17 protein-coding genes are annotated in these 19,179 nt (G+C 52.2%); 9 read left to right on the forward strand and 8 right to left on the reverse strand.

The window, feature by feature from the left end:
• Positions 1 to 13: 13 nt before the first annotated feature.
• On the forward strand, positions 14 to 2,377 hold the full coding sequence (locus AC0LWE_RS06770) for a glycoside hydrolase family 31 protein (protein WP_219346852.1): 2,364 nt from the start codon (positions 14 to 16) through the stop codon (positions 2,375 to 2,377).
• Between the two features lie 178 nt (positions 2,378 to 2,555).
• Here AC0LWE_RS06770 and AC0LWE_RS06775 read toward each other — a convergent pair whose 3' ends face one another.
• The gene (locus AC0LWE_RS06775; RefSeq protein ID WP_174342237.1) at positions 2,556 to 4,151 is read right to left on the reverse strand and encodes an ABC-F family ATPase; all 1,596 of its coding nucleotides are present in this window, start codon (positions 4,149 to 4,151) and stop codon (positions 2,556 to 2,558) included.
• 222 nt (positions 4,152 to 4,373) lie between these two features.
• Here AC0LWE_RS06775 and ldtB point away from each other — a divergent pair, with 222 nt between their 5' ends.
• A complete protein-coding gene (ldtB, locus tag AC0LWE_RS06780; protein ID WP_059178553.1) occupies positions 4,374 to 5,294 on the forward strand; it encodes a L,D-transpeptidase in 921 nt (306 codons plus the stop codon).
• Positions 5,295 to 5,340: 46 nt separating this feature from the next.
• Here ldtB and AC0LWE_RS06785 read toward each other — a convergent pair whose 3' ends face one another.
• From AC0LWE_RS06785 to mntR, 6 genes are all read right to left on the reverse strand, one after another.
• Complete coding sequence (locus AC0LWE_RS06785) at positions 5,341 to 6,057, reverse strand: GntR family transcriptional regulator (protein ID WP_059178554.1); 717 nt, start codon at positions 6,055 to 6,057, stop codon at positions 5,341 to 5,343.
• A gap of 10 nt (positions 6,058 to 6,067) precedes the next feature.
• The gene (locus AC0LWE_RS06790) at positions 6,068 to 7,396 is read right to left on the reverse strand and encodes a PTS sugar transporter subunit IIC (RefSeq protein WP_174342238.1); all 1,329 of its coding nucleotides are present in this window, start codon (positions 7,394 to 7,396) and stop codon (positions 6,068 to 6,070) included.
• A gap of 50 nt (positions 7,397 to 7,446) precedes the next feature.
• Positions 7,447 to 8,823 carry a glycoside hydrolase family 1 protein gene (locus tag AC0LWE_RS06795; protein ID WP_219346853.1) on the reverse strand — a complete coding sequence of 459 codons (1,377 nt, stop codon included), beginning with the start codon at positions 8,821 to 8,823 and terminating at the stop codon, positions 7,447 to 7,449.
• A 157-nt stretch (positions 8,824 to 8,980) separates the two neighbouring features.
• The gene (locus tag AC0LWE_RS06800) at positions 8,981 to 10,021 is read right to left on the reverse strand and encodes an aldo/keto reductase (RefSeq protein ID WP_202667130.1); all 1,041 of its coding nucleotides are present in this window, start codon (positions 10,019 to 10,021) and stop codon (positions 8,981 to 8,983) included.
• Positions 10,022 to 10,122: 101 nt separating this feature from the next.
• Complete coding sequence (locus tag AC0LWE_RS06805; RefSeq protein WP_219346854.1) at positions 10,123 to 11,223, reverse strand: anion transporter; 1,101 nt, start codon at positions 11,221 to 11,223, stop codon at positions 10,123 to 10,125.
• The gene (mntR, locus tag AC0LWE_RS06810; RefSeq protein WP_059178559.1) at positions 11,220 to 11,693 is read right to left on the reverse strand and encodes a manganese-binding transcriptional regulator MntR; all 474 of its coding nucleotides are present in this window, start codon (positions 11,691 to 11,693) and stop codon (positions 11,220 to 11,222) included. The genes AC0LWE_RS06805 and mntR overlap by 4 nt, the downstream gene beginning before the upstream one ends.
• Positions 11,694 to 11,876: 183 nt before the next feature.
• On the opposite strand from mntR, the gene mntS reads away from it, so the two are divergent.
• Entirely contained in the window at positions 11,877 to 12,005 is a 129-nt protein-coding gene (gene mntS / locus AC0LWE_RS06815) for a manganase accumulation protein MntS (RefSeq protein WP_059178560.1), read from the forward strand.
• Between the two features lie 278 nt (positions 12,006 to 12,283).
• The gene (locus tag AC0LWE_RS06820; protein WP_219346855.1) at positions 12,284 to 13,867 is read left to right on the forward strand and encodes a phosphoethanolamine transferase; all 1,584 of its coding nucleotides are present in this window, start codon (positions 12,284 to 12,286) and stop codon (positions 13,865 to 13,867) included.
• A gap of 138 nt (positions 13,868 to 14,005) precedes the next feature.
• Here the strand turns inward: AC0LWE_RS06820 and ompX are convergent, their stop codons facing one another.
• Positions 14,006 to 14,524, reverse strand: a complete 519-nt coding sequence (ompX, locus tag AC0LWE_RS06825; protein WP_059178562.1) for an outer membrane protein OmpX — start codon at positions 14,522 to 14,524, stop codon at positions 14,006 to 14,008.
• Positions 14,525 to 14,879: 355 nt separating this feature from the next.
• Here ompX and rhtA point away from each other — a divergent pair, with 355 nt between their 5' ends.
• The 5 genes from rhtA (at position 14,880) to glnQ (ending at position 19,135) form a co-directional block, all read left to right on the forward strand.
• A complete protein-coding gene (gene rhtA, locus AC0LWE_RS06830) occupies positions 14,880 to 15,767 on the forward strand; it encodes a threonine/homoserine exporter RhtA (RefSeq protein WP_059178563.1) in 888 nt (295 codons plus the stop codon).
• A 301-nt stretch (positions 15,768 to 16,068) separates the two neighbouring features.
• Complete coding sequence (gene dps / locus AC0LWE_RS06835) at positions 16,069 to 16,572, forward strand: DNA starvation/stationary phase protection protein Dps (protein ID WP_012016699.1); 504 nt, start codon at positions 16,069 to 16,071, stop codon at positions 16,570 to 16,572.
• Between the two features lie 362 nt (positions 16,573 to 16,934).
• Complete coding sequence (gene glnH / locus AC0LWE_RS06840) at positions 16,935 to 17,678, forward strand: glutamine ABC transporter substrate-binding protein GlnH (RefSeq protein WP_059178564.1); 744 nt, start codon at positions 16,935 to 16,937, stop codon at positions 17,676 to 17,678.
• Positions 17,679 to 17,756: 78 nt separating this feature from the next.
• Entirely contained in the window at positions 17,757 to 18,416 is a 660-nt protein-coding gene (gene glnP / locus AC0LWE_RS06845) for a glutamine ABC transporter permease GlnP (RefSeq protein ID WP_012016697.1), read from the forward strand.
• The gene (gene glnQ, locus AC0LWE_RS06850; protein WP_012016696.1) at positions 18,413 to 19,135 is read left to right on the forward strand and encodes a glutamine ABC transporter ATP-binding protein GlnQ; all 723 of its coding nucleotides are present in this window, start codon (positions 18,413 to 18,415) and stop codon (positions 19,133 to 19,135) included. Before glnP ends, glnQ begins: the two co-directional genes overlap by 4 nt.
• Positions 19,136 to 19,179: the final 44 nt, after the last annotated feature.

A 19,179-nucleotide genomic window follows, 5' to 3' on the forward strand; every position in this document is an offset into this window, starting at 1 on the left:
GGATGTATTGCATATGAAAACATTGAAAAACTGGACGCTGGCGAAGCAGTCAGCGAATCATCTGGAATTGCTGGTTGATTCTCAACATCACCTGAGCCTGTATGTGCTGGAAGAAAACCTGTTCCGCGTGCTGATTAAGCGCAAAGGCGAGCTGGCGCTGGAGAAAACCTGGAGCATTGCGCCAGACCAGGACGTGCCGTGGGAAGGCCGGCATCGTGAAGATCTCAGCGGCTTTAGCTGCCCGACGTGGACGCTCACGCAGCAGGACAATGCGCTGGTGATTGCCACCGAACAGCTGCGCGTAACCGTGCATCAGCCGCTGTGGCTGGAGTGGCATTATCGCAATGAGGCAGGTGAATGGCAGGCGCTGGTGAACGATCGCCCAACAAGTGCCTATCTGCTTAACGCCCACGGCGACGGCGCAGCCCACTACCTGAGCCGTCGTAAAGATGAGCGTTTTTATGGCCTGGGCGAGAAAGCGGGTGATTTGCAGCGCAACGGCAAACGCTATGAGATGCGCAATCTGGATGCGATGGGCTATAACGCCGTCAGCACCGATCCGCTGTACAAGCATATTCCGTTTACCATCGCCCGCCGCGACGACGTGAGCTACGGCGTGTTTTACGACAACCTGAGCAGCTGCTGGCTGGATCTGGGTAACGAAATCGACAACTACCACACCGCCTATCGCCGCTGGCAGGCCGAAGCGGGTGATATTGATTACTACATTTTTACCGGCAAACGCGTGCTCGACGTCACCAAAGCCTTCGTGCGCCTGACCGGGAAAACGCTTTTCGGACCGAAATGGAGCCTGGGCTACAGCGGCTCAACGATGCACTACACCGACGCACCCGACGCGCAAAATCAGCTGATGAACTTCATCCGCCTGTGCGAAGAACATGCGATCCCGTGCGACTCGTTCCAGCTGTCATCCGGATATACCTCGATTAACGGCAAGCGCTACGTCTTTAACTGGAACTATGACAAAGTGCCGCAGCCCAAAGTGATGAGCCAGGCCTTCCACGACGCCGGTCTCAAGCTTGCGGCGAATATCAAACCCTGTCTGCTACAGGATCACCCACGCTACGGCGAAGTGGCCGAAAAAGGCCTGTTTATCCGTGATTCAGAAACCGATGCGCCAGAACGCTCAAGCTTCTGGGACGACGAAGGTTCACACCTTGACTTTACGAATCCACAAACGGTTGAGTGGTGGCAGAACGGTGTGACGACCCAAATCCTGGAAATGGGGATTGATTCCACCTGGAATGATAACAACGAGTTTGAAGTCTGGGATGGTGAGGCGCGCTGTCACGGCTTCGGTCAGGACATTGCGATCAAACACATTCGCCCGGTGATGCCGCTGCTAATGATGCGCGCGTCAATGGAAGCCCAACAGAAGTTTGCCCCGGAAAAACGTCCGTATTTGATCTCGCGTTCTGGCTGCGCCGGAATGCAGCGCTACGTCCAGACCTGGAGTGGCGACAACCGGACCAACTGGGAAACGCTGCGCTATAACACCCGCATGGGCCTGGGCATGAGCCTGTCCGGCCTGTTTAACGTCGGCCACGACGTGGGCGGTTTCTCCGGCGATAAACCTGACGCCGAGCTGTTTGTGCGCTGGGTGCAGAACGGCGTGATGCATCCGCGTTTTACCATTCACTCGTGGAATGACGATCGGACGGTGAATGAGCCGTGGATGTATCCGGGCGTGACCCCTGCCATTCGCGGTGCCATCGAACTGCGCTATCGGCTGCTTCCCTATCTTTACACTCTGCTTTGGCAGGCTCACGCTGACGATGAGCCGATGCTGCGCCCGATGTTCCTCGATCACGAGCATGATGCGCAGACGTTCGAAGAGTGTGACGATTTTATGCTGGGCCGCGATGTACTTGTCGCGAGCGTCGTCGAAGCGGGACAGCGTGAGCGCCGTCTCTGGCTGCCAGACAACGAGACCGGCTGGTACGATTTTTACACCCACGAATGGTTCTCCGGCGGTCAGTGGAATACCCGCGATGCGCCCCTGGAAAAACTGCCGTTAATGATTCGCGCCGGTGCCGGTTTGCCGCTGAGCGAACGCATCACGCATGTGTCAGCTGAAAAAGATGATACGCGCGAGCTGAAATTGTTCCCGCTGAAAGGCGTGGGGACAACGTCTGGCATGCTGTTTGAAGACGACGGCGAAAGCTGGGGTTATCAGAAAGGCAACGCCTTGTGGCTGACCTGGAAAATGGTGTGCGAGGGTTCAACAATCACGCTGAAGGTGGACGTGCGCGGTGATTATCGTCCGGCATGGAAAGCGTTGAAAGTAACGTTACCAGTGGGTGAGAAACGTCAGTTGTTGATCAACGGGATTGAGCAGAGTGAGTGGGCTTTGTAGTCGTTGATTGCCGGGTGGCGGCTACGCCTTACCCGGCCTACATGACAGAAGTATTTCCCTAAGTATTTCGCGTTACAGCAAGGCGGCAAACCTGCAAATCCCCGGGAGCTGACATATGTCAGTGACCGGGGAGAACAGATGAAACCAACACAGCGGCAGCGTGAAAAACGACGGGAAATTAGTCGTCGATGCCTTTACTGCGCAGATAATCTTCGTAGTTGCCGGTGAAGTCCACGATGCGCTCTGGCGTAATCTCAATCACGCGGGTCGCCAGCGAGCTGACAAACTCACGGTCGTGAGAAACGAAGACCAGCGTACCCTGATACATCTCCAGCGCCATGTTCAGCGATTCGATAGATTCCATATCCAGGTGGTTCGTTGGTTCATCCATTACCAGAATGTTTGGTTTTTCCAGCATCAGCTTGCCGAACAGCATGCGACCTTTTTCCCCACCGGAAAGCACTTTCGCAGGCTTTTTGATATCGTCCTGGCTGAACAGCAGACGGCCAAGAATGCCACGAATAACCTGCTCGTCGTCGCCTTCTTGCTTCCACTGGCTCATCCAGTCAAATACGGTCAGGTCATTTTCGAATTCATATTCGTGATCCTGCGCGTAATAGCCAATCTGCGCGTTTTCAGACCATTTCACCGTACCGTGATCGGGCTGAAGCTCAGCCACCAGGGTTTTCAGCAGCGTAGATTTACCCACGCCGTTGGCGCCCAGAATCGCAATTTTCTCGCCCACTTCCAGCAGCAAATTGAAGTTTTTGAACAGAGGGCCGTTATCAAAACCTTTGGTCAGTGCTTCTACTTCCAGCGCATTACGGAACAATTTCTTGTCCTGCTCGAAGCGAATGAATGGGTTCTGACGGCTGGAGGCTTTCACTTCGTCCAGCTTAATTTTATCGATCTGACGGGCACGAGACGTTGCCTGACGAGATTTAGAGGCGTTGGCACTAAAGCGGCTCACGAAGGATTGCAGATCGGCAATCTGCGCTTTTTTCTTGGCGTTATCAGACAACAGACGCTCGCGCGCTTGTGTCGCTGCCGTCATATATTCATCGTAGTTGCCCGGATAAACGCGCAGCTCGCCGTAGTCCAGGTCAGCCATATGGGTGCAGACCATGTTCAGGAAGTGACGGTCGTGCGAAATGATGATCATGGTGCTGCCACGTTCGTTGAGCACCTGCTCCAGCCAGCGAATGGTATCGATGTCCAGGTTGTTCGTCGGTTCATCAAGCAGCAGAATTTCTGGGTTAGAGAACAGCGCCTGGGCTAACAGCACGCGCAGTTTCCAGCCTGGCGCGACTTCGCTCATCAGGCCGTAATGTTGCTCAACGGGAATACCGACACCGAGGAGCAGTTCGCCCGCGCGGGATTCGGAAGAGTAACCGTCCATCTCACCATAGAGGACTTCGAGGTCGGCCACTTTATAGCCGTCTTCTTCACTCATTTCTGCCAGAGCGTAAATGCGGTCACGCTCCTGTTTCACTTCCCACAGTTCCCCGTGTCCCATGATCACAGTGTCGAGTACCGAAAACTCTTCAAAGGCGAACTGGTCCTGGCGAAGCTTACCGAGACGTTCGTTCGGATCCAGCGACACGTTGCCGAGCGTTGGCTCGAGATCGCCGCCGAGAATCTTCATAAAGGTGGATTTTCCGCTACCGTTGGCACCAATCAGGCCGTAACGGTTGCCGCCGCCAAACTTGACGGAAATGTTTTCAAACAGCGGCTTACTGCCAAACTGCATAGTGATGTTGCTGGTAACTAACACGGGAGATTCCTGCGAAAAAGTGTGATAAACACATCATTATGCCACAATTCCTAAATGAGATCCCGTGTTGCAGCGAACCGCTAAACTTTAACGAAAGTGAAAAAAATGTGATTTCGTACACATCTGAATTCCCAGGGGGAGGGAATGCACATATAATGCGCTCCCATCACTGACTCAGACTCATCAACTAATCGCCAGAGTGGCAAAGATACCTCGCATAACATGAATATGAAATTATCAACGCTTTTTGCGGCGGCGTTAGCCGTAGTAGGTTTTTGCAATACCGCTTCTGCGGTAACTTATCCGCTGCCGACAGACGGTAGCCGTCTGGTGGGTCAAAACCAGGTGGTTATCGTGCCGGAAGGCAACGACCAGCCGCTGGAATATTTTGCAGCTGAATATCAGTTGGGCCTGTCTAATATGCTGGAAGCAAACCCGGGCGTTGACCCGTATCTGCCGAAAGCGGGCACCGTGCTGAACATTCCTCAGCAGCTGATTCTGCCGGACACCGTCCATGAAGGCATCGTGATCAACAGCGCGGAAATGCGTCTGTACTATTACCCGAAAGGCACGAATACCGTGATCGTTCTGCCGATTGGTATCGGTCAGTTGGGCAAAGATACCCCGCTGAACTGGACCACTAAAGTCGAACGTAAAAAAGCGGGTCCAACCTGGACGCCTACCGCGAAAATGCACGCAGAATACATCGCTGCCGGCGAACCGCTGCCAGCCGTTGTGCCTGCGGGCCCGGACAACCCTATGGGTCTGTACGCGCTGTACATTGGCCGTCTGTATGCGATCCACGGTACTAACGCCAACTTTGGTATCGGCCTGCGCGTCAGCCACGGCTGTGTGCGTCTGCGTAACGACGATATCAAATTCCTGTTCGAGAACGTGCCAGTTGGGACGCGCGTGCAGTTCATCAATGAGCCTGTTAAAGCCACTTCCGAGCCGGATGGCAGCCGCTACATTGAGGTGCATAACCCGCTCTCTACCAGCGAAGACCAGATTAATAACAATGAAATCGTACCAATTAATCTGAAGAGCAACGTGCAGGCTGTTACAACTCAGCCAGACGTTGAAGCGACGGTTGTTGATCAGGCCGTGCAGAACCGCTCAGGGATGCCGGTTCGTTTGAACTGATTCGAATCGCGGCGTAAAAAAAGCGGGCTTTTAGCCCGCTTTTTTATTATCCGTTATTCACGATAACTATCCCGCCGTGATCGTAGCGGTAGTGGCAGTGGGCATATTCCAGCGGCGTACCGTCTTCCAGATAGATAACCTGCTCGACTTCCAGTACCGGATCGGTTTGTTCACACAGCAGATGCTGCATATCAAGCGCCGTCGGTTTTAACGCGCGAACCACCCGATACGACCCCATAATTTTCAGCCCCAGCGTCTCCTGAACGTACTGAAATACCGAGCTTTCAAGGTGCGCTTTGTTCAGGCCCGGCACCAGATTCAGCGGCATCACGGTTGAGTCCAGCGACATCGGCTCGCCGTTGAGCGAGCGCAAACGGATAAAATCATAAACGGGCGTATCGACATTAATCATCAGCGAAGACTGCTCTTTCTCATTCGGAAAACGCAGTTCGAAATGCACCACTTTGCTGCTGACCGTTCCAAGATGTTCCCAGGTTTTGGTCGCACCAAAATAGTCGCTTCCGGAAAGATCCCACTGCGACAGCTGCAGGAAGTTTTTACGGATAAATGTCCCCTGCCCCTGGCGCGTATACACCAGCCCTTCCACAATCAGCTGGCGCATGGCCTGCTGAATCGTCATGCGGCTGGTGCTGAACTCCGCCGCCAGCGCAAACTGGTCGGGCAACGGTTCGTTGGCGGCATACTGCTGACTGATAATGCGTTTTTTGATTTCCCGCGCTATGGTGATGTACTTCGCCGCCATCGCCTTTTCCTTATGATTGATCCGCTATCACACTGTTTTTCAACGCCACTCGCTCTGCAATCTTGAGGAAAGGCAGGTAGAAGAATACACCAAATACAATGATTGCCAACTGCACCACCACCGCGCGCCAGTCTCCGGCCGTCGCCAGCCAGGCGCTGAGTATTGGCGGTGTTGTCCACGGGATCATCACGACACAGCGGGACATCAGCCCGAGCGTGGTACAGAGCCAGGCAAAATAAATGCCGATGGCCGGCAACAGGACAAACGGAATCATCAGCGGCAGGTTAAACACGATCGGCAGGCCAAAAATTACCGGCTCGTTGATATTGAACAATCCCGGCGCCAACGACAGCCGCGCGACCTGCTTTGACGAATTTTGTCGTGCAAAGATAAAAATCGCAATCAGCAGGGAAAGGGTACTCCCGGTTCCGCCAATCATGCCGAAGGTGGGGACAAAGATATTGTTGATAATATGCGGAATCGGCTGCCCGTTAGCGAACGCGATCATGTTCTCGTTGGTGTTGATCAACAAGAACGGTTCCAGAATCACGCTGTTCACCACCGACTGATGAATCCCCAGCGTAAACAAGAAATTACCAAAGCTGTAGATAAAAAGCGTGCCCGGCAGGCTGGTATTGATCAACCGCAGCGGCTGCTGGATAAACGTCGTGATCAGGTGAATCAGATCCGTGTGCAGCACGTTGGCGAGCAGCGCTGCCAGCACGGCAAACAGAGAGAGCGTAATGATCGTGGGGATAAGCGTGGTAAACGATTTACTGACTGCTGGCGGCACGTTCTCGCCCAGCGAAATGTGCAGCGACTTTATGCGAGATATCGCGATAAAAATTTCGGTAGAAAGCAGGCCAATGAGCACTCCTGCAAAGATCCCCGTCGAGCCAATATTGGAGAACGTCAGTACCTGCGTGACGTTCACCGCCGTCTGACTCCCCACAGGAACCAGCTGTAATTGCATCGGCATCATAATGATAAAACTGCTGACAGCGATAACCACTGCCGAGACCGGATTGTCGAAGTCTTTGTTGCGTGCCAGCGACCAGGCGATCATCGGCGCTAACAGCAGCGCCGCGATATTTAACGTGCCGTTAATGATCGCCTCGCCCCACACTTTAAACTCGGCGAGCGTGTCGCCCTCAAGCACCCACGGAAACACCACGTTATTCACCAGCACCGCAAGCCCGGCGAGAATGAATATGGGCATGACCGTGGCAAAAGCGTCGCGCAGAGAACGTAAGTGCACCTGGTTTGCCAGGCGCGCTGAGAACTCAACAAACTTATCAACAAAAGACTGCATCGCAGGTGTGATTTTTGTATCAGACATAGCGGATATTCCCATCAATCAGTCACAAAAACGGTCCGGCAGCGTACGACTTACAAATCGCGTCCGTTACTATGGATGACCTGTTTCAACCAGGCGTAGCTTTTTTTCGGCACGCGTTTCAGGTCTTTGAGATCGTGGTTTTCACGGTTTACATACACCACGCCGTAGCGCTTACGCATATCCCCCTGTGAACTGAGAATATCGATCAACCCCCAGCCGAGATAACCGATGACCTGCGCACCGTCTTCAAACATGGCCGCTTTCATGGCGTCAAAATGCTTGCGGTGATAGTCAATGCGGTAGTCGTCTTCGATCTGATTGACGCCATCCCAGGATTCGATAACGCCGATCCCGTTTTCTATCGGGAATACCGGTAAACGCCAGTCGTTGTAGTAGCGGGTGATAATCGTGCGAAAGCCCAGCGGATCGATTTGCCAGTTCCATTCGGTAGCCTTTAGGAACGGATTATTTTTTTCGCCGTGTGCAAGGTAATAATTGACGGGTGTCCCTTCTGGAATCGGATCGCTGTCCAGCGTTTTACTGGCGTAATAGCTAAAGGCCATGTAGTCATTTTTAGTGCGCGCCAGCAGCGCCAGATCCTCTGCACGATAAATATCGCTGAAGCCCTGCTGCTCTACGACCGCCATCACCGCTGGGCTGTAGCCCTGGCCGGCAAAGACGCGCAGCAGATTCTGGTTGAGGAATTCGTCATATTGCTGCGCGCAGAAGATGTCGCGCGGCTTGCAGGTGGCAGGGTAAATCAGCTGATGCGCCAGCATGCCGCCCATCAACTGGCCGGGTTTCGTCTGATGCAAATATTCGGTCAGAGCCATATGCCCCACCATCGTGTGATGCTCGATTTGGTAAAGCTCTCGCAGGGTTTGCTCGCCCTGCATATACCCTGACACACGGAAGGCTTCCGGCATATGGAAGATGTTCTGCTCGTTGTAGGTCAACCAGTACTTCACACGGTCACCGAAGCAGTCGATCATTTTTTTGCCGTAACGGATAAATGCGTCCATCACTCGTCTGTCCATAAATCCGTTGTATTCGTTCGCCAGCGCCAGCGGCATGTCGAAGTGGTACAGGCACACCATAGGCTCAATACCGCGCGCGATCAGATCGTTAATGAATCGGTCGTAAAAAGCGATGCCTTCGTCGTTAAACTCGCCATCACCCTGCGGGCAAACGCGGCTCCAGGCGATCTGGAAACGATAGCAGTTCATGCCCAGATCCTGCATTAAATCAAAGTCTTCTTTGTAGCGATGGTATGAGTCGGTCGCCACTTTCCAGTCGGATGCGTTTTCACCGGCTTCGCGAATGTCATACACCGACATCCCTTTTCCGCCCTCGTTCCACGCGCCTTCCGTCTGCATGCTGGAAACTGAGTTACCCCATAAAAAATTCGCTGGTAGTGATTGATTCATGTTCGCCCCTATATGACTAGTCATTTAAATTTCATGACTAGTCATATAGCTAAAGATGAAAAATCAATCAAAGAGAAGGATCGTTTTTTGTGAGCGGGATAGAAATAAAAAAGCCGGACGCGCCATGCGAATCCGGCTTGAAGATCGGAATTAACGATTACTGCTGGGCTAACTGATTGCGACGATATTCACCCTGGCGCTCCAGCATCCAGCCTGGATATTCACGCGGCAATGCGCTCACCGCATCCAGCTGTTTCAGCTCATCTTCGCTCAGGCGAATGCCCGTTGCGGCAATGTTATCGTCAAGCTGATCGACGCGTTTTGCGCCAATGATCACGCTGCTGACCACTTTCTGATGCAGCAGCCACGCCAGCGCGATTTGCGCGACGGAGACGCCTTTGCTGTCAGCCATCGCGCGCATCACATCCACACAATCGAATGCCCGGTCTTTATCCACTGGCGGGAAATCAAATTCCAGGCGGCGTCCGCCGGTTTCGCTTTTGCCGTCGCGATCGTATTTGCCGCTCAGCAATCCCCCTGCTAATGGACTCCACACCATTAATCCCACGTTTTCGCTTTGCATCATCGGCACCAGCTCACGCTCAAGATCGCGCCCGGCGATGGTGTAGTACGCCTGCAACGACGCAAAACGAGCCAACCCCAGACGCTCAGAAATTCCCAGCGCTTTGGCGATTTGCCAGGCCGCCCAGTTTGACACACCGATGTAACGCACGTGACCGTGCTGGACCAGATTATCCAGGGCGTAAAGTGTCTCTTCGATCGGTGTGGCCGGGTCAAATCCATGGAGTTGATAGAGATCGATATGATCGAGCTGCATGCGCCGCAGGCTCTCTTTGGCACTGTTGATGATGTGATATCGCGAGCTGCCGCGAGAGTTAACGCCTGCCGTGCCGGTTTCACCAAAGACTTTGGTGGCGACAACCACATTTTCACGCGGAATTTTCAGGTTCTTCAGCGCCTGCCCGGTGATGATTTCCGAGCGCCCTTCTGAATAGACATTGGCGGTATCAATAAAGTTGATTCCCGCATCCAGCGCACGCCCTACCAGCTTTTCGGCATCGCTTTGCTGAAGCTGACCAATCTTGCCCCACATGCCGTCTTCACCCCCGAACGTCATGGTGCCAAGGCACAGCTCGGAAACAAACAGACCCGTATTACCCAGTTTTTGATAACGCATACGACGCACCTCGCAATCTTCGTTTAAAAGCTACCAGAGAGTTATACCTCTCTGGTCCCGATTGCGAATGTGTCGTTCCTGTCTATTTCTTGCCCATTTCTCTAAACCAGCATAAAGCCAATGAGTGCCGCCCAGATGAGCATCGGCAGCGACCAAACGTGAAAACGCCACCAGATACGGCGATCGTTCGCCATTCTGAGCGCGATCAGGTTCGCCAGAGACCCAGGCAACAGGCCAAATCCTCCGACGTTCACGGCCCAGGCTAACAGCACGGTGGGCGGCACGTAGTTGATCAGCAAAATGGTGGAGGGCACGTTACTGATGAATTGCGACAACCCGATTGCCGTCAGCCACAGTCCGAGAGGTGACAAATCGGTCACGCTGTGCAGCGCGCCTTGCAAAACGGGCAGCTGAATCAACAGATGCACATCGATAAACATGGCGATAAATACCAGCAGCAACGTCCAGTCGACGCTTATCAGCACACGACGTGCCAGCACCAAAAAGCCCGCCGCCACCAGCAAAGCGCCCCAGAGTGCGAACTTCATTTCAAGTGCTGTCAGGAAAACGATATACAGCGCCAGACAACCCCACACCAGACGCGGCTTCCACTGGGGAGTCACGCTTCCGCTATGATAATTGAGTGCTTTATTGGGAAACGCGAACCAACACACCACCAGTAGCGATGCCATCATGGCGAGCGCCAGCGGTGCCATTTGCCAGGTAAAGGCCGCGAACGACAGCCCCGAGCGTCCCCACAGCAAAATGTTTTGCGGGTTGCCAATTGGCGTGAGCAGCGATCCGGCATTCACGGCCAGCGCTTCAAAGATAATCAGCCGGTTAACCGGGATTTCGCAGAGCTTGCGTAACGTCAGAGTGAGCGGCACCACGATGAAAAGCGCCACATCGTTGGTCAGAAACGTGGAGAGGAGCGCGGCGGCCAGCACCATAAACAGGGCTAATTTGCGTTCGGTAGCAAACCGACGCACCGTTTTGCGCCCCAATACATCAAAATAACCGCTGAGCTCAACGCCTTTGGTCAGCATCATCAGCCCGCTGAGGGTAATGATCGTGTGCCAGTCTATGGCCTCAGGCCAGCCTTTTGGCGCAAAGGGCACGAAAAAGCTCAGCCCGACGCCAATAACGAGTAGCAGATGGAAAAAGCGATCGCGGGTAAGCGCCTGCAGTCCAGGGATGTTCATTCAGCAGGGGTACCGTATTTTAGAGTAAATTCGCGGAATCTCTCCAGCGTCTCTTCACTGACGTGATGCTCAATCCCTTCCGAATCACGGCGAGCCGTATCCTGGCTCACGCCCAGCACCAGCAAAAAGTTTTCGACGATCTGATGGCGCTCCCGGCTTTCCTGGGCCAGTTTTTCCCCTTCTGGCGTCAGGAAAACACCCCGCCAGGGGATCATTTCGATCAGCCCGACTGACGCCAGGCGTTTTAACATTTTCGCGACCGTAGGTTGAGAGACGCCAAGGCGCGCGGCCATATCCACCTGACGGGCTTCTCCGACTTCGCGAAAGAGATCCGAAATCAGCTCAACGTAGTCATCAATTAATTCGCGACGGTGCGCCTCACGCACCTGACGAAACCCTTCAACGTGCTCTTCAACATTCACCAGTTGCGTCTTTTTTTTTGTAGTTGGCTTACCTGCGCGACTGTTCATTGTACTTCCTCAGTGGGGTGACGCCCATGGCGTCCTATAACGAGAGCGCACAGTGTAAACCATAGCTCTACAAGCACAAAAATTTAACGATTTAGCCATAGCTATACAATATAGCCTGTGCTATATCTGTATGTAATGCAGTCACCCTTCACGGATCGAAGGGATCTGAAATCAGGAGGTCACATGAACGAATTCAAGAGGTGCATGAACGTGTTTAGCCACTCCCCCTTTAAAGTGCGATTAATGCTGTTGAACATGCTGTGCGACATTTTTAACGGTAAGCCACAGCAGAACGACAAACCCAAACACTAAGCGGCGTTGCGGTACGCCGCTTCATTTTTCTGTCATATTCCCTCCGTATTCTGGTCGTTTGCCCCTCATTCCCCGATCTTTTTTACGGATTTGCAGCCCCTCTCGCAAAACATCTTATTAGCAACTGTTGACCTAATTGCCGACTGGCTCTATCTTCTTGCAGCCCTGCACCATTTGCGGCTCGCGATAGCGGACCCTTACTCCCTCTCCACGCACTGTCAGGCAGGCTTTGACCCTCGACGCCAGGGTGAGCACATGGCGTTTTATGATAGTGACCTATGAATTTAACCCTGAAAGACACGATCGTTACCCGCAGTCGGGCCTTAAGCCCGTGGACGGGATTCTACTTTCTGCAATCACTGCTGATTAACTTTGCGCTTGGCTATCCCTATAGCCTGCTGTACGCCGTCGCATTTACCTGCCTGCTGCATCTGATGTGGCGAAGCGCACCGCGTGTGCAAAAAGTGGTAGTGGGAATTTGCTCTGTGGTCGCCGCGATGTATTACCCTTTTGGCCAGGCTTATGGCGCGCCAAACTTTAATACTTTGCTCGCGCTGCACTCCACGAATATGGAAGAGTCGACGGAGATTCTGACGATTTTCCCGTGGTACAGCTACGTCATTGGCCTGCTCATTTTTGCGCTGGGCGTGATTGCGGTGCGTCGTCAGCCGCAGGAGAAAAAGTCATGGAGCAAAATAGATAACCTGTGCCTCGTCGTCAGCGTAGCGGCCTTTTTTGTGGCTCCGGTACAAAACCTGGCGTGGGGTGGTGTTTTCAAGCTGAAAGACACGGGTTATCCCGTTTTCCGCTTCGTAAAAGATATTGTGGTAAACAATAGAGAAGTGATCGACGAGCAGGCGCGTATGGCTGAGCTTTCAAACATGAAAGACACCTGGAACGTGCTGGCAGTGAAGCCAAAATACCATACTTACGTGGTCGTGATTGGCGAAAGCGCGCGCCGTGATGCGCTGGGCGCCTTTGGCGGTCACTGGAATAACACGCCGTTTGCCAGCTCAGTGAACGGCGCGCTCTTTACAGATTACGTCGCAGCAAGCGGATCAACCCAAAAGTCACTTGGCCTGACGTTAAGCCGCGTGGTCGATGGGAAACCGCAGTACCAGGATAACTTTGTCACGCTGGCCAACCGCGCCGGTTTCCAGACGTGGTGGTTTTCCAATCAGGGCCAAATCGGAGAATATGACACGGCGATTGCCAGCATTGCCAAGCGTGCCGATGAAGCTCAGTTCCTGAAAAACGGCGATTTTGAGGCGGATAAAAACACCAAAGATGAAGCCCTGTTGAAGATGACTTCGCAGGTGTTTGCCTCTCAACGCACCCAGCCACAGCTGATCGTCCTGCATCTGATGGGATCGCATCCGCAAGCGTGCGATCGCACGCAGGGGAAATACGCAGAATTCGTGCAGTCAAAAGAGACGTCCTGCTATCTCTACACGATGACGCAAACCGACGATCTGCTGAGCAAACTGTATACCCAGTTACAAAACACGGGTGACAGCTTCTCCATGGTTTACTTCTCGGATCATGGTCTGGCATTCAAAGAACGGGGTAAAGCGGTACAGTACCTGGCGCACGATGACAAGTTCCAGCAGAATTTTCAGGTGCCGTTTATGGTGCTGTCGAGCGATGATAAAAAGCATCGTGTGATTAAAGCGCGCCGCTCAGCGAACGATTTCCTGAACTTTTTCGCGCAGTGGACCGGGATTTCTGCAAAAGAGATCGCCAACAATTACCCGTTTGTGTCTAACAAGAAAGCGCCCCCCGTCTACGTTACCAACTTTAAGTTACAGAAAGTGGAATACACCCATTTGGGGACGGATGTGTTTGAGATAAAAAGTCGCTGATTTATGCGGCCTGCACCTCTCTCCTGGTGTGAGAAAGTACCAATACAAAATGGCAACCCTTTGGGTTGCCATTTTGTTGTTACCTTCCAAAAAAAAATCCGCCACAAGGGGCGGATTTTTATTTCATCACCGAAGTGATTAGAAGCGGTAACCCACGCCTGCGATCCAGGTGCCAACGTCAACGTTGCGGATGCGGCTCTGCTCATAGGAGAAGTCCAGAGCAACGTTTTCGATTGGGTTGAACTGCATACCAGCGCCGTAAGAGAAACCGTAATCGCTGTTAGTTGCGCTGCGGTTCAGGCTTTCGTTCTCGGTCTGCTGGAATTTACCGTAGCCAACACCTACAACACCGTAGATGCTTGCCCAGTCATTCAGGCGGAAAGCTGGACCTGCGGTAACACCGTAGTACTGAGCTTTATTATACGCGCCATCTTCAAAGCGATCTTTCTCGGTGTAAGTGAAAGAACCGATCACGCCCAGCGGGTTGTTGTCTTGCTCGTAACGATACTTCAGGTTGAAACCGTTAGCTTTGTTTACAACGCCCTGCATATCGCTCTGAGCGTAACCACCGGTAACGGTAGAAGTAGCAGCTACAGCGGTACCTGCGGAAACAGCCAGAACAGCGGCCAGTGCTGAAAGACATGCAATTTTTTTCATAACCACCTCAAATGTGCTTCAAGTTAATCCGTAAGTTTTAAATATATCAAAAAATCTGGTGAAACTCTTTGTGATTCGTAATGTCTAACAGAGTCTTTGATGTAACAGAACATTTCAAAGAACAGTTATCTCGTTCAAATAACTCTGAATTTCCGCATTTATTCGCTAATTTTGCGCGTCAATGACGTTACGTTCATCCAGATTATTCCTAATCTATTAGCTGATTAATTCATCAACTTGCTGCCATTTTACGGATTTGCGGACACTTTTTTTCAACAAAGTCTCAACCGTTGACCTTTTATTTCCATTACACTGCGGCTTTTACTCCCTTTGACATAAATTGACAGGAGAAAGGATGCCTGGTTTGTCTCGTAAAGCGCCGGTCTGGTTGCCCATCGTCGTGATACTTATTGCAATGCTCTCAATACAGAGCGGCGCGTCGCTGGCAAAATCGCTCTTCCCTATTATAGGTGCACCCGGCGTGACTGCGCTGCGCATCGCGCTTGGCACCCTGATTCTGGTGATTATCTTTAAACCCTGGCGATTACGGTTCAAAAAAGAGCAACGTCTGCCGCTGCTGTTCTATGGCCTGTCGCTGGGGGCGATGAACTATCTCTTCTACCTGTCGATACAAACCGTACCGCTCGGGGTGGCCGTCGCGCTGGAATTCACCGGACCGCTGGCGGTCGCACTGTTCTCCTCCCGTCGTCCCGTGGATTTTGTCTGGGTGGTTCTGGCAGTACTTGGGCTGTGGTTCCTGTTGCCGCTTGGGCAGAATATTTCTCACGTCGATCTAACCGGCGCCGCGCTGGCGCTGGGTGCGGGTGCCTGTTGGGCGGTGTATATCCTGACGGGACAACGCGCAGGCGAAGAGCATGGGCCCGCCACGGTGGCGTTAGGCTCACTTATTGCCGCCATCATTTTTGTCCCGCTCGGCATGGCGCAGGCGACAGAATCCATCTGGCAGTGGTCTGTATTGCCGATCGGTCTTGCGGTCGCCGTGCTCTCAACCGCACTGCCCTATTCACTCGAAATGATTGCGCTGACACGGCTACCCACGCGTATTTTTGGCACATTGATGAGCATGGAACCCGCGCTGGCAGCGATGTCCGGAATGGTATTTCTGGGCGAAAGCCTGACGCTGATTCAGGTACTGGCGCTGTGCTCGATTATTGCCGCTTCAATGGGTTCAACGCTGACCATGCGATCTGAACCTAAAATCAAAGAAATCGATATCCATTAATATGCCCTATTCTGCATGGTTTCTTACCATGCAGAATATACGCCAATTCTTATCCTTCGTTATTTCCGCACATACTTTGTCATCATGGTGAAATAATTTAGTGCATTTCACAGGATTATGTGGAATTAAGACTCATCCGCAATAAATAAAACAAAAAACCACAAAATCAATGAATTAAGAGAAGAACACTCTTATCACTATTACATCGATAGGCACAGACACCCCTGCAGAAAGAAAAAGCGGTGCTATACTTATTTCCGGTAATTACCTGGAACACAAAACATCAAGAGGATATGAGATTATGAGTACCGCTAAACTGGTAAAAACGAAAGCGTCTAATCTGCTTTATACCCGCAACGATGTATCGGACAGTGATAAGAAAGCGACGATTGAGTTGCTGAATCGCCAGGTGATCCAGTTCATTGACCTGTCATTAATCACCAAACAGGCCCACTGGAACATGCGCGGCGCAAACTTTATCGCCGTACATGAAATGCTGGATGGATTCCGTACTGCGCTGGTGACTCACCTTGATACCATGGCGGAGCGAGCTGTACAGCTTGGCGGTGTTGCCCTGGGTACAACCCAGGTGATTAACAGCAAAACGGCGCTGAAAAGCTACCCGCTGGACATTCATTCTGTACAGGATCACCTGAAAGAACTGGCCGATCGCTATGCCATCGTCGCGAACGACGTGCGCAAGGCCATTGGCGAAGCGAAAGATGAAGATACAGCCGATATTCTGACCGCGGCTTCTCGCGACCTGGATCAGTTCCTGTGGTTTATCGAATCTAACATCGAATAATCCATACGGAATTTCAATCAAACCCTCGCCTTACGGTGGGGGTTTTGCACATTTATGGTGCACACTTTTTTCTGTGACACCTGCAAAAGTAAAAAAGTTGTAATAATCACCTCACAAAATCGTTAACGAACGATTGTTTTATCGTCGTTAATTGCGCTTAATATCCTTCCGTCTGTTGACTACATTGAAACGCACCAAAACAGTGCCTCACTTTGGTGCAAATCGATACTCTTGCAACGATTATTGTGCAACGTAACTCTATATCCTCTTTGCAAAACAATAGGTTGTAAAGTTGGCACGATTCTTTCATATAGCCGTTTGCTCCCGCAGGGGATCGCCCCGTGGATATAAAAGGAAATACTATGAAGTCTGTATTAAAAGTTTCACTGGCTGCACTTACCCTGGCGTTCGCGGTTTCTTCTCAGGCCGCAGACAAACTCGTTGTGGCAACTGACACCGCTTTCGTTCCTTTCGAATTCAAGCAGGGTGATAAGTACGTTGGTTTTGACGTGGATTTGTGGGCGGCAATCGCAAAAGAACTGAAACTGGATTACACCCTGAAGCCAATGGATTTCAGCGGCATCATCCCGGCTCTGCAAACCAAAAATATCGACCTGGCGCTGGCGGGTATTACGATCACCGAAGAACGTAAAAAAGCGATCGAATTCTCTGACGGCTACTACAAAAGCGGCCTGCTGTTGATGGTGAAAGCCGACAACAACGACGTGAAAAGCGTGAAAGACCTCGACGGTAAAGTCGTCGCAGTGAAGAGCGGCACCGGTTCTGTTGATTACGCGAAAGCGAATATCAAAACCAAAGACCTGCGCCAGTTCCCTAACATCGACAACGCCTATATGGAACTCGGCACTAACCGTGCTGACGCGGTACTGCACGACACGCCTAACATTCTGTACTTCATCAAAACGGCGGGCAACGGCAAGTTCAAAGCGGTTGGCGAGTCACTGGAAGCACAGCAGTACGGCATTGCGTTCCCGAAAGGCAGCGACGAACTGCGTAATAAAGTGAACGGCGCGCTGAAAACGCTGCGTGAAAACGGTACTTACAACGAAATCTACAAAAAATGGTTCGGTACTGAACCAAAATAATTATTATTAAAGACGTTGTACGCTCAGGGGCGGCTTTCGCCCCTGCATTTTTTAGAACCACGGTTACAGGAAATTATCATGCAGTTTGACTGGAGCGCCATCTGGCCTGCCATTCCTCTCTTGCTTGAAGGCGCTAAAATGACCCTGTGGATTTCGGTCCTCGGTCTGGCTGGCGGGTTGATTATCGGTCTGGTGGCCGGTTTCGCTCGCAGCTACGGTGGCTGGATTGCAAACCACATCGCATTGGTTTTCATCGAAGTGATCCGCGGTACGCCAATCGTCGTACAGGTCATGTTTATCTACTTCGCCCTGCCAATGGCGTTTAACGATCTGCGCATCGATCCGTTCAGCGCAGCGGTCGTGACCATTATGATCAACTCCGGCGCCTATATTGCGGAAATCACCCGTGGCGCAGTGCTGTCGATTCATAAAGGCTTTAGTGAAGCCGGTCTGGCGCTGGGCCTGTCCCGTCGCGAAACCATTCGCCACGTCATTCTCCCGCTGGCGCTGCGTCGCATGCTGCCACCGCTGGGCAACCAATGGATCATCAGTATCAAAGATACCTCGCTGTTTATCGTTATCGGGGTGGCTGAATTAACCCGTCAGGGCCAGGAGATCATTGCCGGTAACTTCCGCGCACTGGAAATCTGGAGCGCCGTTGCGGTGGTTTATCTGATTATTACGCTGCTGCTGAGCTTTGTTCTGCGCCGTCTTGAAAGAAGGATGAAAATCCTGTGATTGAATTTAAAAACGTTTCCAAGCACTTCGGCCCTACGAAAGTGCTGCACGATATCGATCTGAATATCAAACAGGGTGAAGTGGTAGTGATTATCGGGCCGTCAGGCTCCGGTAAATCAACGCTGCTGCGCTGCATCAACAAGCTGGAAGAGATCACCAGCGGCGATCTGTTTGTCGATGGTTTGAAAGTGAACGACCCAAAAGTGGACGAGCGTTTGATTCGTCAGGAAGCGGGTATGGTGTTCCAGCAGTTTTATCTGTTCCCGCACCTGACGGCGCTGGAAAACGTGATGTTCGGTCCACTGCGCGTGCGCGGAGCCAACAAAGCGGCAGCAGAAAAACTGGCGAAAGAGCTGCTGGCGAAAGTCGGCCTTGCCGAGCGTGCACATCACTACCCTTCTGAGCTTTCTGGTGGTCAACAGCAGCGCGTGGCGATCGCCCGTGCGCTGGCGGTTAAACCGAAAATGATGCTGTTCGATGAGCCCACTTCCGCCCTTGACCCCGAACTGCGTCACGAAGTATTGAAAGTTATGCAGGATCTGGCAGAAGAAGGGATGACGATGGTGATCGTGACTCACGAAATCGGCTTCGCCGAGAAAGTGGCCTCCCGACTGATTTTCATCGATAAAGGCCGCATTGCCGAGGACGGCAATCCGCAGGCGCTGATCGAAAATCCGCCGAGCCAACGTTTGCAGGAATTCTTGCAGCACGTCTCCTGATATTTTCACGAAAATCCTCCAAAGCCGGGCTTATTATCGCCCGG

It is taken from the genome of Lelliottia sp. RD5, from assembly GCF_056032945.1.

Bases quoted from the DNA above. Each gene is read 5' to 3' on its own strand.
- AC0LWE_RS06805 (WP_219346854.1), bottom strand. From the start codon at position 11,223: ATGAACATCCCTGGACTGCAGGCGCTTACCCGCGATCGCTTTTTCCAT.
- glnH (WP_059178564.1), top strand. From the start codon at position 16,935: ATGAAGTCTGTATTAAAAGTTTCACTGGCTGCACTTACCCTGGCGTTC.
- AC0LWE_RS06820 (WP_219346855.1), top strand. From the start codon at position 12,284: ATGAATTTAACCCTGAAAGACACGATCGTTACCCGCAGTCGGGCCTTA.
- AC0LWE_RS06800 (WP_202667130.1), bottom strand. From the start codon at position 10,021: ATGCGTTATCAAAAACTGGGTAATACGGGTCTGTTTGTTTCCGAGCTG.
- mntR (WP_059178559.1), bottom strand. From the start codon at position 11,693: ATGAACAGTCGCGCAGGTAAGCCAACTACAAAAAAAAAGACGCAACTG.
- AC0LWE_RS06770 (WP_219346852.1), top strand. From the start codon at position 14: ATGAAAACATTGAAAAACTGGACGCTGGCGAAGCAGTCAGCGAATCAT.
- AC0LWE_RS06785 (WP_059178554.1), bottom strand. From the start codon at position 6,057: ATGGCGGCGAAGTACATCACCATAGCGCGGGAAATCAAAAAACGCATT.
- ompX (WP_059178562.1), bottom strand. From the start codon at position 14,524: ATGAAAAAAATTGCATGTCTTTCAGCACTGGCCGCTGTTCTGGCTGTT.
- AC0LWE_RS06790 (WP_174342238.1), bottom strand. From the start codon at position 7,396: ATGTCTGATACAAAAATCACACCTGCGATGCAGTCTTTTGTTGATAAG.
- dps (WP_012016699.1), top strand. From the start codon at position 16,069: ATGAGTACCGCTAAACTGGTAAAAACGAAAGCGTCTAATCTGCTTTAT.
- AC0LWE_RS06795 (WP_219346853.1), bottom strand. From the start codon at position 8,823: ATGAATCAATCACTACCAGCGAATTTTTTATGGGGTAACTCAGTTTCC.
- ldtB (WP_059178553.1), top strand. From the start codon at position 4,374: ATGAATATGAAATTATCAACGCTTTTTGCGGCGGCGTTAGCCGTAGTA.
- rhtA (WP_059178563.1), top strand. From the start codon at position 14,880: ATGCCTGGTTTGTCTCGTAAAGCGCCGGTCTGGTTGCCCATCGTCGTG.
- glnP (WP_012016697.1), top strand. From the start codon at position 17,757: ATGCAGTTTGACTGGAGCGCCATCTGGCCTGCCATTCCTCTCTTGCTT.
- mntS (WP_059178560.1), top strand. From the start codon at position 11,877: ATGAACGAATTCAAGAGGTGCATGAACGTGTTTAGCCACTCCCCCTTT.